This is a genomic window from Nocardia sp. NPDC056000 (assembly GCF_042269265.1).
Lineage (GTDB): Bacteria > Actinomycetota > Actinomycetes > Mycobacteriales > Mycobacteriaceae > Nocardia.
This window is the reverse complement of record NZ_JBHJXS010000003.1, coordinates 56312-70588: the sequence shown is the minus strand read 5'-3', so window position 1 is coordinate 70588 and position 14277 is coordinate 56312. Positions and strand designations below refer to the sequence as shown.

Genomic DNA, 14277 nt, shown 5'->3' with positions numbered 1-14277 from the left:
AGGAATTGGGCATGATCGAGAACCCGGATGTCATCGTCGTCGGCGCCGGTCTGGCCGGTCTCGTCGCGACCCACGAACTGGTCAAGGCGGGACGCCGGGTGCTGGTGGTGGATCAGGAGAACCGCGCCAACCTGGGCGGGCAGGCGTTCTGGTCGCTGGGCGGCCTGTTCTTCGTGGACAGTCCGGAGCAGCGCCGCCTGGGCGTGAAGGACTCCCTGGAGCTGGCCATGCAGGACTGGCTGGGCTCGGCGGGCTTCGACCGCGAGGACGAGGACCACTGGGGCCGCCAGTGGGCACGCGCCTACGTGGAATTCGCGGCCGGTGAGAAGCGGCAGTACCTGCACGATCTCGGACTCCGGGTGACGCCGCTGGTCGGCTGGGCCGAACGCGGCGGCGAATTCGCCGACGGACACGGCAATTCGGTACCGCGCTTCCATCTCACCTGGGGTACCGGGCCGGAGGTGGTGCGGGTGTTCCTGGAGCCGGTGCTGGCCGCCGAACAGCGCGGGCAGGTCGGCTTCGCCTTCCGCCATCGCGTGGACGAATTGGTGGTCGCCGATGACGCGGTCACCGGTATTCGCGGCAGCGTGCTGGAGCCCTCGGACGAAGCGCGCGGTGTGGCATCCTCACGAAATGTGGTGGGCGACTTCGAACTCGCCGCCAAGGCCGTAATCGTCACCTCCGGCGGTATCGGCCACAATCACGACCTGATTCGCGCCAATTGGCCGGTGGATCGCCTGGGCCCCTGCCCCGAGCACATGATCTCGGGTGTGCCCGCGCACGTGGACGGGCGCATGCTCGGCATCACCGAGGCCGCGGGCGGGCGCATCGTGAACCGGGATCGCATGTGGCACTACACCGAAGGCATTCACAACTGGGATCCGATCTGGCCCGATCACGCCATTCGCATCATTCCGGGTCCGTCGTCGCTGTGGTTCGACGCCAATGGAAAGCGTATGCCCGCACCGTGTTTCCCGGGTTTCGACACCAATGCCACCATGAAGCAGATCCTCTCGACCGGCTACGACTACTCCTGGTTCATCCTGGATCAGTCGATCATCGAGAAGGAGTTCGCGCTCTCGGGTTCGGAGCAGAATCCCGATATCACCGGTAAGGATCTCAAGCTCACGCTCAAGAGCCGGGTGGCCAAGGGCGCGCCCGGACCGGTGGAAGCCTTCAAGCAGCACGGCGTGGACTTCGTTGTCGCCGATACCCTTTCGGAGCTCGTCGCTGGCATGAACAAGATCGCCCGCGGACCCCATCTGGACGCGGCCGATATCGAACGCCAGATCGTGGCCCGTGATCGCGACGCCGAGCACAAGTTCAGCAAGGACGGCCAGCTCATGGCCATCGGCAATGCCCGCCGCTACCTCGGCGACAAACTGGGCCGCGTCGCCACCCCGCACAAGATCCTCGATCCCGCACACGGCCCGCTCATCGCGGTGCGATTGAACATCCTGACCCGAAAGACGCTGGGCGGCTTGCAGACCAACCTCGACTCCCAGGTCATGCGGCCGGACGGCACCGCCTTCCCGGGGCTCTACGCCGCGGGTGAGGTCGCCGGTTTCGGTGGCGGTGGCGTGCACGGTTACAACGCCCTGGAAGGCACCTTCCTGGGCGGCTGCATCTTCTCCGGCCGCGCCGCCGGGCGAGCCCTGGGCCGCAGCCTGAAATAGCGCACCGATCGGAAGTTCTTGCCGCCCAGGCCGATGCGTGGGCGGCAATTCCGTCTCAGGCCGCCACGAACCACCGATAGCAGTCCCGGCGCAGCAGCAGCGCGAGCACCACACCGGACGCCATCACGCCGAACAGCACGGTGAAAGGCCCGACCCCCGTGGGCATTTCGGCCGATACCAGCGTGAAGACCCCGAAGAACGCCTGCAGGCTGGCCACTCCCAGCGCCGCGATCCAGACCCACTGCGAGCGCAGGCCGAAAAACAGTGCCACACCACCGGTTATCCAGGCGGCGCAGAAGTGCCCGGCGCTGCCGAGCATCTCGCCGAATCCGTCGGTCGCCGCCAGCAGCACGTGCAGAAACGCGAATCCCGCAGCGAACAAAGCCGCGTTCCGAGTTTCCCGCACCTGTGCGGGCAACTCGATCTCGGAACTATTACGGCGAATAATTCGTAGAACCTGTGTCAATCGCTCGAAAATCGTGGCAGGAACACTGTTCCCGGCACCCGTCGACGAGATGTCCACCTCGTCGACCACAGCCGAAGTCGAACTCACAGCACTCCTCATCGAGTAACCCCTGGTTGCGCGCCCCCTGCGAACGCGCAGAACCTGACGCTAACCAAATGTTTTGCTGCGAGACAATCGAGTTCGGGAAGTTATGACCATGGCCACAGCGCATAGCACGCACGGCAAACAGTGATATCGAACACATAACGGCCGCACACGAATTGCGTGTGCGGCCGTTGTAAGCGCAGGTCCCCCCGCGATTTTCCAGTATAGCGCCGGAAGCCGGAAACTACTTGTCGTCCATCGGGATCGGCGGAATCACCGGGAATTCCCCGGTGTATCCGGCCCGCTCCTGTGCGATGGCCAGCACCCGCGGCGCGGCGAACTTCCACCCGATCATCAAGGCGGGCACGATGATCACCAGGCTGGCGACGGTCCAAGTGCCCACCGGCCGGTCGAAGGCCATCAGCACCAGCACCGCGAACAGGAACACCAGCGTGGCGATACCGGTGTAGGGCGCGCCGATCATGCGGAAGGCGGGTCGCTCGGCGCGGCCGTCGCGCGACCAGTACCAGAGCTTGAGCTGGCACAGCACGATGGTGGCCCAGGAGGCCAGAATGCCCAGCGAGGCCACATTCAGCACGATCTCGAAGGCATCCTCGGGGACGATGTAGTTCAGCCAGATGCCGAACAGCGCGATGGTGCTGGTGAGCAGGATGCCGCCGTAGGGCACACCGGCACTGGACATGCGCGCGGTGAACTTGGGCGCGCTGCCGTTCATGGCCATCGATCGCAGAATGCGCCCGGTCGAGTAGAGACCGGCGTTCAGCGAGGACAGCGCCGCGGTGAGCACCACGAAGTTCATGATCGAACCCATGTGCGCCACACCGACTTTGCTGAAGAAGGTGACGAACGGGCTCTCACCGGCCTTGTAGGCGGTGTACGGCAGCAGCAGCGCCAGCAGGATGACCGAACCGCAGTAGAACACCGCGATACGCACGATCACCGAGTTGATGGCGCGCGGCATGATCTTGGCCGGATTCTCCGTCTCACCCGCCGCGATGCCGACCATTTCGACCGCGGCGTAAGCGAATACGACACCCGAGGTGACGGTGATGAGCGGCAGCACACCGGTCGGGAACCAGCCGCCCGCATCGCTGACCATCCGGAATCCGGTGGCCGCGCCGTCGACATCGAAGCGCCCGGCCAGGAAGACGGTGCCCACCACCAGGAAGGTGACCAGAGCCAGCACCTTGATCATGGCGGCCCAGAACTCCATCTCGCCGAACCACTTCACCGAGGCGAGGTTGATGCCGAGCACGATGATCAGTGCGCCCAGGGCCAGAATCCATTGCGCCACAGGCTCGAACGGGCCCCAGTAGTGCAGATAGGTGGCCACCGCGGTGGTGTCGACGATGCCGGTCATGGACCAGTTCAGGAAGTACATCCAGCCCGCGACGAACGCGGCTCGCTCACCGAAGAATTCGCGAGCGTAGGAGACGAATGATCCCGAGGAGGGGCGATGCAGTACCAGCTCGCCCAGGGCGCGCAGGATGAAGAAGACGAAAACTCCGCAGACCAGGTACACCACGAACAGCGACGGGCCCGCGCTGTGCAGGCGACCGCCCGCACCGAGGAACAGGCCGGTGCCGATGGCGCCGCCGATGGCGATCATCTGCAACTGACGAGGTTTGAGCGCCTTGTGATAGCCGCTGTCCTCGGCAGTCAGATTTGTGGCCTGTGTCCGGATCTCGGTCATATGCCGGTTAACCCTCCGCAATCGTGTGTTGAGGCGGTCCGACAGTACCTTGCAAATAACTGAGAACCACATCGCCGCTCCGAGCTGGGTGAGTTACTCATGGTCAGGGCACTTCAGCCGATATGACCGGCTTCCCAGTGCTGATAACCAGCGCGACGCCGGTAGTCGGCATATCGCCCGAGCAACGCAAAATCCTGTCGGCATCGCGCCCCGGCGCTAGAGTCCGACCATGAGGCGCATGCGACGGCATACCTGGAGCGGCGCCGCGGCCGCCCTGCTGCTGCTACTCGGAGTGGCCACGGCCTGTTCGTCCGATTCGGACGCGAAACTGGGCGTGTGCGAGACCTCCCCCAACGGCACCCCCATCAGTGCCAGTGCGGGTAGCGGCCCCACCAGCACGAATCTGAGCCTGCACCCGGAGATCGCCACCGGGTACCGGACCGGTATGAAACCGGTGCACACCAAGACCTTCGCGGTCTCCACCGCCAATCCCATCGCCACCGCGGCGGCCTGCAAGGTGCTGCACGACGGCGGAACGGCCGCGGACGCGCTCATCGTGGCGCAGACCGTGCTCGGCCTGGTGGAACCGCAGGCGTCCGGACTCGGCGGTGGCGCGTTCCTGCTCTACTACGACGCCGCGAGTAAGCAGATAGATGCCTACGACGGCCGGGAAACCGCGCCTGCGGGCGCGACGCAGGACTATCTGCGCTGGATAAGCGATACCGACCGCACCACACCGCAACCCAACGCGCGGGCCAGCGGCCGCTCCATCGGCACCCCGGGCGCACTGCGCATGCTGGAGCTGGCGCAGCGCGAACACGGTAAGCAAACCTGGCGTGATCTGTTCGCCCCGGCGATCGCCCTGGCGGATCAGGGTTTCCAGATCAGTCCGCGCATGGCGGGCCAAATCGCCGACAGCGCAGCGGATCTCAAGCGCGACGAGAACGCGAGCGCGTACTTCCTGCAGTCCGACGGCAGCCCGAAGACCGCCGGGACGACACTCACCAATCCCGCGATGTCCAAGACGCTCAACACGATTGCCACCGACGGCGCGGACGCGCTGTACACCGGGGCCATCGCCAAGGACATCGTCGACGCCATCAACACCACCTCCGGCGGGCGCACGCCGGGTCTGACCACCCTCGCCGATCTGGCCGCGTACCAGCCGAAGAAGCGCACCGTGGTGTGCGCGCCGTATCGCACGCACGAGGTCTGCGGTATGCCCAATCCGTCCTCGGGCGGGATCACCGTCGAGGCGACGCTGGGCATTCTGTCGAACTTCGATCTGGCGTCCATGAAGCCGACGGACACCACCGGCGACAATGACACCGCCCGCAATGGCGGTAAGCCAACCGCGGAGGCGGTGCACATCATCTCCGAGGCGGAGCGGCTCGCCTACGCCGATCGCGACAAGTACATCGCGGACTCGGATTTCATTCCGATGCCGGGCAATTCACCGCAGGCGCTGTTGAATCCGGACTATCTCAAGCAGCGTGCCGGGCTGATCGATCGCAATCACAGCATGGGCACCGCACAGCCCGGCGACTTCGGGCCGGTGCCGCTGGGCACCGCCGCACCGCAGCCCGAGCACGGCACCAGCCATATCTCCATCGTGGACGAGTACGGCAATGCCGCGTCCATGACCACGACAGTGGAATCGGCGTTCGGCTCCTTCCATATCGTGGACGGGTTCGTGCTGAACAACCAGCTCACCGACTTCGCCGCCGAACCGCTCGGCAAAGATGGCCTGCCCGTGGCGAATCGGATCGACGCGGGGAAGCGGCCGCGCAGCTCCATGGCCCCGACCCTGGTCTTCGACCGCGCCGCCGACGGTTCCCGTGGACAGCTGACATACGTGACCGGATCACCCGGCGGCGCGGTGATCATTCAGTTCGTGGTGAAAACCCTAGTGGCCATGCTGGATTGGGGCCTGAACCCGCAGCAGGCGGTGTCCATGGTGGCATTCGGCGCGGCCAACTCCCCCACCACCAACGTGGGTGGGGAGCATCCGGCGATCAATGCCGCCGACAACGGCGATCACGACGCACTCGTCCAGCAGCTACGCCAACTAGGGCACCAGGTATCAGTGCTGCCGCAATCCAGCGGCCTGTCCGCATTGGTGCGCGACGGGAACGGCTGGGTGGGCGGAGCGGATCCACGCCGCGAAGGCGCGGTGCTGGGCGACCCCAACTGATCCACGCCCCGCGTCGACACTCGACCGCCACCCCGGCACAACGCCACGGCACGGCGGCTGGCGATCAGTGTGCCTGGGCCACAACGCCGCTGAGTTCGTTGGGCGCGTGGTCCAGGGTTACCGAGGCGGCGATGGTGCCCGCCGCCAGGTCGATGCGGTGAATCTGTTTGGTGGCGGGATCGCTGACGAAGACATTCGCGCCGCGCACGAAGATCGACGGGCGGGCCTGCTGCCATTCGAGGGGCTCCTCCCAGGCCCGCAGGACCGGGAAGCTGCGGGTTTCGGTGCCTGCCACAGGATCCACGACGTGGATGCGGCCGTCGGTGCCGAGGATCAGGGCCTCGCCCTGTGCGCCCCGGGCCAGTGAGCGGAAGGTGTAGCTGGTGCCGAGCGGCACCAGGCGGATGCTGCCGTTACGCGAGTCGATCAGGGAAACCTGTTGCGGGCGTTCCAGTTCGGCGTTCTTGTCCTGCTTGTAGTCGCCGAGGGCGATCGGTGAGGCGTCGCTGCCCGCCTGATTGCCGATGCGGCCGTACGGCGTCGGGCTGGTGACCTTGGTGATGACGCCATCGCGGTAGACCAGTGCGCCGGTCTGGCAGCCGATGACGACCGCTTCGCCCGCGACGGTGGATTCGCCGTGCACACCGGGGCAGTCCTCATTGCGCGCGATCTCACGGCGGTCCCTGTCGAGAACCACTATGCCGGTGCGCTTTTCCTCGGTGCCGAGGGTGGTGACCAATTGCCCGTTCGCGAGTTCGACGGCGACGCCGTGATGCGCGGCGGCGGATTTGTAGACCTCGGCTTTGGGCTGACCGTGGTCGAGCTCGCGCGGATCGAAGATGGTGGCCTCGCCGGTGCCGTCGGTGAACAGCACGGTGCGATCGGCGTGCCGCACCACGTGGCCGGGTTTGGCCCCGGGGAACTTGATATCGGTGAACTCGCCGCGCACCGCATCGAGTGCCTGGAAGCCCTCCTTGGTGGACACCATGATGTGGGTGTCGTTACCGGCCGGATTGACACGGTTGAACCCCGTCAGCGGGAGATCCTTTGCCACCGTGAGGGTTCGGCCGTTCAGCAGGTAGATACCGCCGTCATACGTCACCGCGAGGGGTTCGGCGATCACGAGCCGATCGTCCTTGCTGTCGGCGCTACAGCCGCTCAGGGCGACCACCGATGCCAAGAGGCCGGTGAGCGCCGTCGCGGAGGCGACTCTGGTGCGGGTCGACATTATTGCTCCTCATCATCTTCGGTTGTTGCGCAACGCATATGGGTCACGGCGCGGTCAGGCCGGTGACAATGGCTTCGGTGTTGGCGCGCATCATTTCCAGGTAGGTCGCCGCTCCCCCGCCCGGCGCAGTCAGCGATTCGGTGTGCAGGGCGGCGACTTTCACGTGCACGCCCGACTGTTCGGCCAGGACCCGGGCCAGACGGTCCGGCTGGGAGGAGTCGGCGAAAATCGTGGGTACCCCGGACTCCCGTACCGCGGTGGCCAGCTCGGCCAGGTCCGAGGCGCTCGGAGAGGCGAGCGCGGTACCGCTGGGGACGATCGCGCCGATCACCCGGAAGTCGAAACGCTGTGCCAGATAGCCGAATACGTGGTGATTGGTGACCAGTCGGCGCTGCTCCGGGGCAAGGGTGGCGAAGCGCTGGGTCATCCAGGTGTCGAGTGCCGAGAGCTCGGTCAGGTAGCGGGCGCTGTTACCGCGCACCGCCTCGGCGTCGATGCCGGGAATCTCGAGCATGCGGGCGCTGATCACTTCGGCGGCGCGGCGGGCCCGGGCCGGATCGGTCCAGAAGTGCGGATCGGGCCGGTCGCTGTTGCGGTAGGTGATCGGATCGACCCGTTCACCCACGGAAAGCGTTGGGACGCCGGAGTCTTGGGCCGCGATCACCTGACGCTGGACGCCGGTCTCCAACCCGAGCCCGTTGTGGACCAGGAGTGTGGCCCGCTCGATTCGAGCCGCCTGCTGGGCGGAGATGGCGAACTGGTGGGGATCCGCACCGGCGGGCATGAGCACCAGGACATCGGCGGCGGCACCGGCGATGGCCTTCGTCATATCGCCGAGAATGTTCGTGGTGACGACGATTTGAACCTTGGCGGTATCGGAGGACGAGCAACCGGACACCGGCAGCAGCGCCGCGAGGGCGGCCAGGCTGACGGCGCAGAGGCGGAATAGGGATCTCATCGGCCGGTCTCCACCATGTGCGCGGGGGCGATATCGAGGGGGAAGGTGCGGGCGCGACGCAGATTGTCGCGGTAGTCGATCTCATGGATCGCGCGTCCGGTCGCATCGTTGAGGTAGGCGCGGTTGGTATCGATCTCGATCACGGGGCGGACAGCACCGGAGACAGGTTCGGTGAGTACCTGCGCCCGTGCGGTTTCCGCACCCGTCGCGATGTCGTGAGCGTGCAGGACACCGTCACGAGTCAGTGCGAGCAGTGAACTGCCCGACCCTGCCGTGTTGACCGCGAGCACCGGACCTGTCTCGACGAATCGCCAAGCGCGGGCATCGATATCGAGCACCCAGGCACCGCGATCACCGGCCCGCGCGGCGAGTGTGGTGCTGGTCGCGCGATGGGTGAATTCGGTGGCGCGTTCGGCCGCGGGCACCGGAGTCGGATAGGCAATCTTGGTCGCGGAGAAACTGCCGTCGTCCGCCGCGATCAGCAAAGCCCCATCCGCACAACCGAATACGACGCCGCGACGGGTCACGACCGGTGAGCGCGGTTCGAGGCACTGTTCGGTGAGCGGAGTGACAACGACGCCGTCGCGTGCGCGGACTTCCGGACTCCCGGAACCGGTTACGGCGACGAGGTGCTCCGCGTATGGAACCGCTATGCCGTCGACGATTCCACGCTGGGTGACGGTACCGGTATCCAATGCCGCACGGTCCAGTAGCAGCGTCCGCACCGCCGCCCCCGAGCCAAAGACCATGGCGGTGACCATCTTGTCGCTGTTCACGTCGGTCACGCCGCCGCGTGCCACGCCGTCGATATCGCGAATCGTGGTGCGGTAGTAGTGCATATGGTCGCCGTGATCGACGGTCCAGCCGCCGCCGTCCACCACCCGGGTGGCATCGGCCGTGACCGGATATCCGAAGCGATCGTCACCGGCCAGCCGCACCGTGCCGGGTACACGCCCTGCCTCGGAGATCTGCCCGGTGATCAGATCGACCACCCGAATCGCACCCTCGGCATCGGCCACCACCAATCGCGACTGAGGCGAATCGGTTTCCTCGGCTCCCGCCACATACCCGTGCGGCGGCGGCTCGGCAGGCGCAGGTTCCTCGGCATCCGCACCACATCCGGCCAAAGGCAGCACCGCGGCCAGAACCGTAAGCAGCACAACGCCATTCGCACTCGGTACGGGCACCCTCCCCCGAATTCGCGCCATCCGTGCGACGACCTGCGCACGCAATCGCGCGGCGACCGCCGAGAGGAAGAACAGCGCGACCGCGAGCGCGGAGATGGTCGCCCCGGCCGCGGTCCCCGCATGCCAGGAGACCAATAGTCCGGCGACGGTGGCGAATCCGCCGAAGAGAGCGGCCAGCGCCATGATCACCGGAATGCGATGCGACCAATACGTGGCCGCCGCGGGCGGTGCGATGAGCAGCCCGAAAACCAGCAGCGTTCCCACGACGTGAAAGGACGCGACGATCGCGAGCGTCAGCAGTCCGAGCAGCGCCGCCTGCGCCCAGCGGGGTCGCAGCCCGAGCGTATGCGCGGTGCGTGGATCGAAGGCCAGGGCCACGAACGCGCGGTGACCGAGCACCGCAACGGTGAGCGAAACAACAAGCGCGACAGCCAGATACGCGATATCGCGCTCCCGGATGGCCAGCACGTCACCGAACAGCAGTCCGGTCACATCCACGGCGAAGGACTGCGACCGCGAGACGATGAGCACGCCGATCGAGAGCATGCCCGCGAACAGCAGTCCGATCGCGGTATCGGCGGCGAACCGCGGACTGCGGCCCAGGGCCGTCACCCCCGCCGCCATGGCTCCGGCACTGAATGCCGCGCCCAGCACCAGATTTCCGCCGAGCAGCGAGGCGATCGCCACCCCGGGCAGCAGCCCGTGCGCGATCGCCTCACCCAGAAAAGCCATACCGCGCACCACAACCCACGTTCCGGCCAGCGCGCACACGGCCGAGACGAGCAATCCACCCCACAGCGCGCGCTGCACGAATGAAACCTCCAACGGGGCGATCAGCCACTCCATGGGACGGCACGCTATTATGAAAACGATTTTCAATACAAGTTAGGTGACGCAGTGCACAGTTCATCCACCCCGGCCGTGCGGCTGGACGCTCTGACCGCCGGATACCGATCGCGCACGGTACTGCGCGAGATCACCGCCGAGATTCCGGCGGGGCGGGTGACGGCACTGGTGGGGCCGAACGGGTCCGGCAAGTCCACCCTGCTCGGCGTGCTGGCGGGCGTAATCAGCCCGGCCGCAGGCACTATCGCGCGCACCGGCGCACGGCGGCCCGCACTGGTCGTCCAGCACAGCGGCGTCCCCGCGACGCTGCCGATCACCGTGCGCGACACGGTCGCCATGGGCCGCTGGGCGCATCGGGGTCCGTGGCGGCGACTCACGCGCGATGATCGGGCGGTGGTGCGCGACTGTATGGACCGCATGGGGATCGCCGGTCTCGCGGATCGCCGCCTGACCGATCTCTCCGGCGGGCAGCGGCAGCGCGCGCTGCTCGCCCGGGCCCTGGCTCAGGAGTCGGACCTGCTGCTGCTCGACGAACCCACGACGGGATTGGATATCGAAGCGCAGCAGGAGATCTCGCGGACGCTACGGGAGACCGCCGCCGCCGGCGTCACCGTCGTGCACGCCACGCACGACCGAGCCGAGGCACTCGACGCCGATCACTGCGTACTGCTTCGCGACGGCACGGTGGCCGATATCGGCCTGCCGCACGATGTCATGAATGCCCGCGCCACCGGGCGGAATTAGTCAGTTGGTGTTCGCGGCAGTGTATTTCGCACCCAGTTCACGGAAACGATCCATCGCACCGGCCGCGCGCAGTTTGTCATTGGTGCGAATGGCCATCATGGGCACGTATTCGTCGTGCACCAATTCCAGCCGGGCCCAGGACTTCTTATCCGCGAAGGAGATGCCGCGAATATCCTGCCAGCGGAACTCATTGTCGCCCAGGATATTCCGGACCGAGACGCCGCGCTTACCGACTCGCACCCGGGGCCTGGTGAGCAGCAGGACCGCACCGCCCAGCAGCAGGCCGAAGACCGCGAGGCCCAATTGATCGGCGAGACGGAAATTCACGCCCGTCGATCCCCGGCGCAGCAGAATGCCCGCGACGATGAAGATGAGCGCCAGCACCGCCGCGACGATGCGCGCGGTCATGATGGCGTGCTGCGGGCGCACCTCGAGATCCCATTCGCCGCCCGATGGCGCGGGGTTCTCGGTCTCCTCGGCGGCGTCCGCGGTCGATTTCGACTGCGCGCCAGCGGTTTCGGTGCCAGACACTTCGGTTTCACCGGCCTTCGATTCGGGTGCCGACGGTGGAGTCGCCGGTGTCGCGGACGGTTCGGTGCGGCGGGGCGGTTCTTCCGCTCCGCCGTCCCGCTTCCAGATCCGGACGACTGGCATGACTCAGACTGTCTGCGAGAGTTCGCGCAGGGTGAGCGCGGCATCCAGGGCGGCGGCGGACGCCTGCTCACCCTTGTTCTCGAACGAACCGGGCAGCCCGGCGCGATCCAGGGCCTGCTGTTCGGTGTTCACCGTCAGCACGCCATTGGTGACCGGGACGCTCTCATCGAGCGAGACCCGGGTCAGCCCGGCGGTGACCGAATCGCATACGTACTCGAAATGCGGTGTCTCGCCGCGGATTACGACGCCCACAGCGACCACCGCATCATGGCTGCGGGCCAGCGCCTGCGCCACCACCGGCAGTTCCATGGCGCCCGCGACGCGGACCACGGTGATATCGGAGACCCCCGCGTCCCGCGCGGTCTGCTCCGCGTTGGCGACCAGCGCATCGCAGATGGTGGTGTGCCAGCGCGACGCCACGATGCCAAGTTTGAGATCCTTGGCATCGGCGAGCTCGAACGTGGGTACGCCCGTGCCGCTCATCGGTTTTCCGCCCTTCTCAGTGCTCGGGAACAGTCGGTCAGTTCGCGGTTTCGCCCAGGTCGAGATCGTCCAGGCCGACCAGGTCGTGGCCCATGCGATCCCGCTTGGTGCGCAGGTAGTGCAGATTGTGCGAATTGGCGCGCACCGGCATCTGCACGCGCTCGGTGATGCTCAGGCCGTAGCCCTCGATCCCGGCACGCTTATCCGGATTATTGGTGAGCAGCCGCATCGAGGTGATGCCCAGATCCACCAGAATCTGTGCGCCCGTACCGTAATCGCGGGCGTCGGCGGGCTGGCCGATGGCGATATTGGCGTCGTAGGTGTCCAGCTGCTGCTCATCCTGCACCTGGTACGCCTGCAACTTGTGCATGAGGCCGATACCGCGGCCCTCGTGCCCGCGCATGTACAGCACCACGCCGCGGCCCTCATCGGCCACCAGCTGCAGTGCCGCGTTCAACTGCGGACCGCAGTCGCAGCGCAGCGAACCGAAGACATCGCCGGTGAGGCATTCGGAGTGCACGCGCACCAGCACGTCCTCACCCTTGCCGTCCGCGCCCGCGATATCGCCCATGACCAGGGCGACATGCTCGGACTCGTCGTATTCGCTCTCGTAGCCGATGGCCTTGAAGTCACCGAACGAGGTCGGGATGCGGGCCTCGGCGACACGCCGGACGTGCTTCTCGTTCTTGCGCCGCCAGGCGATCATGTCGGCGATGCAGATGAGCGCCAGATCGTGTTCGTCGGCGAAGACGCGCAGCTCCTCGGTGCGCGCCATATCGCCTTCGTTCTTCTGGCTGACGATCTCGCAGATGACGCCGGCGGGGCTGAGCCCGGCCATCCGGGATAGGTCGACCGCGGCCTCGGTGTGCCCGGCGCGGCGCAGTACGCCACCGTCCTTGGCGCGCAACGGAACCACGTGGCCCGGGCGGGTCAGATCATCGGACTTGGCCAGCGGATCGGCCAGCACCCGCATGGTGGCGGCGCGATCGGCGGCGGAGATACCGGTGCTGATGCCCTCGCGGGCATCCACGGACACGGTGTACGCGGTGCCGTGCTTGTCCTGATTGACCGCGTACATGGGCGGCAGGCCCAGGCGGTCGCAGTCTTCACCCGTGAGAGGTACACAGATGTAACCGGAGGTGTAGCGGATCATGAAGGCCACGAGCTCGGGTGTCGCCTTCTCCGCCGCGAAGATGAGGTCGCCCTCGTTCTCCCGGCCCTCGTCGTCGACGACGACAACGGCCTTACCGGCTGCGATGTCGGCGACTGCGCGCTCGATGGTGTCGAACCTGGTCACGTCTGTTGTGCTCCATCTCGAATTAGGTGCCGCTACCTACAGTAGGCCAGCGTCCGTTTTGCGCCGCCTCCGGCTTCGCCTTGCGCTAGCCGCGCTGAACGAGCCTCTCCACGTACTTAGCGATGATGTCCACCTCCAGGTTCACCGTGGCGCCCACCGGAGCGGTGCCGAGCGTGGTGAGTTCGCGGGTGGTCGGGATGAGCGAGACCTCGAACCAGTCCTTGCTGCCGTCCGCGGCGACCTCATCGGCCAGGCCGAGGCCCGACACGGTGAGCGAGATGCCGTCGACGGTGATGGAGCCCTTCTCCACGACATAGCGGGCGATGCTGTCGGGCAACGAGATTCGCACCACCTCCCAGTTCTCGGACGGGGTGCGGGAGAGCACGGTGCCGGTGCCGTCGACATGGCCCTGCACGATATGTCCGCCGAGGCGGCTGTTCACCGCGGCGGCGCGTTCCAGATTGACCCGTGCGCCGTTGGCGAGGCCGCCGATGCTGGAGCGATTGAGGGTCTCGGCCATCACGTCGACGGTGAAGGTGTCGCCCTCGACCTGCTGATCCACCACCGTGAGGCAGACGCCGTTGACCGCGATCGAATCACCGTGTCCGGCATCGGAGGTCACCAGCGGGCCCCGAATGGTGAGCCGGGCCGCATCGGCCAGCTGCTCGGTGGCGACGATCTCGCCCAGCTCCTCAACGATGCCTGTGAACATGCCCAACCTCTCCCAGTCGCCTCGGACCGTGCAT

12 protein-coding genes are annotated in these 14277 nt (G+C 66.6%); 3 read left to right on the top strand and 9 right to left on the bottom strand.

Annotation, left to right across the window (positions count from 1 at the left end):
• Positions 1–11: 11 nt before the first annotated feature.
• Positions 12–1676, top strand: coding sequence for an FAD-binding dehydrogenase (locus ACFC4D_RS08900; protein WP_376062297.1), 1665 nt, complete (start codon positions 12–14; stop codon positions 1674–1676).
• 55 nt (positions 1677–1731) lie between these two features.
• Here ACFC4D_RS08900 and ACFC4D_RS08895 read toward each other — a convergent pair whose 3' ends face one another.
• Both ACFC4D_RS08895 and ACFC4D_RS08890 read right to left on the bottom strand, forming a co-directional pair.
• Positions 1732–2058 carry a hypothetical protein gene (locus tag ACFC4D_RS08895; RefSeq protein WP_364632549.1) on the bottom strand — a complete coding sequence of 109 codons (327 nt, stop codon included), beginning with the start codon at positions 2056–2058 and terminating at the stop codon, positions 1732–1734.
• 412 nt (positions 2059–2470) lie between these two features.
• On the bottom strand, positions 2471–3940 hold the full coding sequence (locus ACFC4D_RS08890; RefSeq protein WP_364632547.1) for an amino acid permease: 1470 nt from the start codon (positions 3938–3940) through the stop codon (positions 2471–2473).
• 238 nt (positions 3941–4178) lie between these two features.
• On the opposite strand from ACFC4D_RS08890, the gene ACFC4D_RS08885 reads away from it, so the two are divergent.
• Positions 4179–6134 carry a gamma-glutamyltransferase family protein gene (locus tag ACFC4D_RS08885; RefSeq protein WP_376062708.1) on the top strand — a complete coding sequence of 652 codons (1956 nt, stop codon included), beginning with the start codon at positions 4179–4181 and terminating at the stop codon, positions 6132–6134.
• A gap of 64 nt (positions 6135–6198) precedes the next feature.
• Here ACFC4D_RS08885 and aztD read toward each other — a convergent pair whose 3' ends face one another.
• The 3 genes from aztD to aztB are packed head-to-tail and all read right to left on the bottom strand — an operon-like array spanning position 6199 to position 10353.
• The gene (gene aztD / locus ACFC4D_RS08880) at positions 6199–7362 is read right to left on the bottom strand and encodes a zinc metallochaperone AztD (protein WP_376062296.1); all 1164 of its coding nucleotides are present in this window, start codon (positions 7360–7362) and stop codon (positions 6199–6201) included.
• A 43-nt stretch (positions 7363–7405) separates the two neighbouring features.
• Complete coding sequence (locus ACFC4D_RS08875) at positions 7406–8320, bottom strand: metal ABC transporter solute-binding protein, Zn/Mn family (RefSeq protein ID WP_376062295.1); 915 nt, start codon at positions 8318–8320, stop codon at positions 7406–7408.
• The gene (gene aztB, locus ACFC4D_RS08870) at positions 8317–10353 is read right to left on the bottom strand and encodes a zinc ABC transporter permease AztB (RefSeq protein ID WP_376062294.1); all 2037 of its coding nucleotides are present in this window, start codon (positions 10351–10353) and stop codon (positions 8317–8319) included. The genes ACFC4D_RS08875 and aztB overlap by 4 nt, the downstream gene beginning before the upstream one ends.
• 51 nt (positions 10354–10404) lie before the next feature.
• Between aztB and aztA the strand changes: the two genes are divergently transcribed.
• Positions 10405–11097 (top strand): zinc ABC transporter ATP-binding protein AztA, encoded by a 693-nt coding sequence (gene aztA, locus ACFC4D_RS08865; RefSeq protein WP_375953384.1) that lies wholly within the window; start codon positions 10405–10407, stop codon positions 11095–11097.
• Here the strand turns inward: aztA and ACFC4D_RS08860 are convergent, their stop codons facing one another.
• The 4 genes from ACFC4D_RS08860 to ACFC4D_RS08845 all read right to left on the bottom strand — a co-directional run bounded on the left by ACFC4D_RS08860 (position 11098) and on the right by ACFC4D_RS08845 (position 14243).
• Entirely contained in the window at positions 11098–11751 is a 654-nt protein-coding gene (locus ACFC4D_RS08860) for a PH domain-containing protein (RefSeq protein WP_375953386.1), read from the bottom strand.
• Between the two features lie 3 nt (positions 11752–11754).
• Positions 11755–12234: a 6,7-dimethyl-8-ribityllumazine synthase gene (gene ribH / locus ACFC4D_RS08855; RefSeq protein WP_376062293.1), complete on the bottom strand. Its 480-nt coding sequence runs from the start codon at positions 12232–12234 to the stop codon at positions 11755–11757.
• A 37-nt stretch (positions 12235–12271) separates the two neighbouring features.
• Positions 12272–13531 (bottom strand): bifunctional 3,4-dihydroxy-2-butanone-4-phosphate synthase/GTP cyclohydrolase II, encoded by a 1260-nt coding sequence (locus ACFC4D_RS08850; RefSeq protein WP_364632531.1) that lies wholly within the window; start codon positions 13529–13531, stop codon positions 12272–12274.
• Between the two features lie 85 nt (positions 13532–13616).
• Positions 13617–14243: a riboflavin synthase gene (locus ACFC4D_RS08845; RefSeq protein ID WP_364632529.1), complete on the bottom strand. Its 627-nt coding sequence runs from the start codon at positions 14241–14243 to the stop codon at positions 13617–13619.
• Positions 14244–14277: the final 34 nt, after the last annotated feature.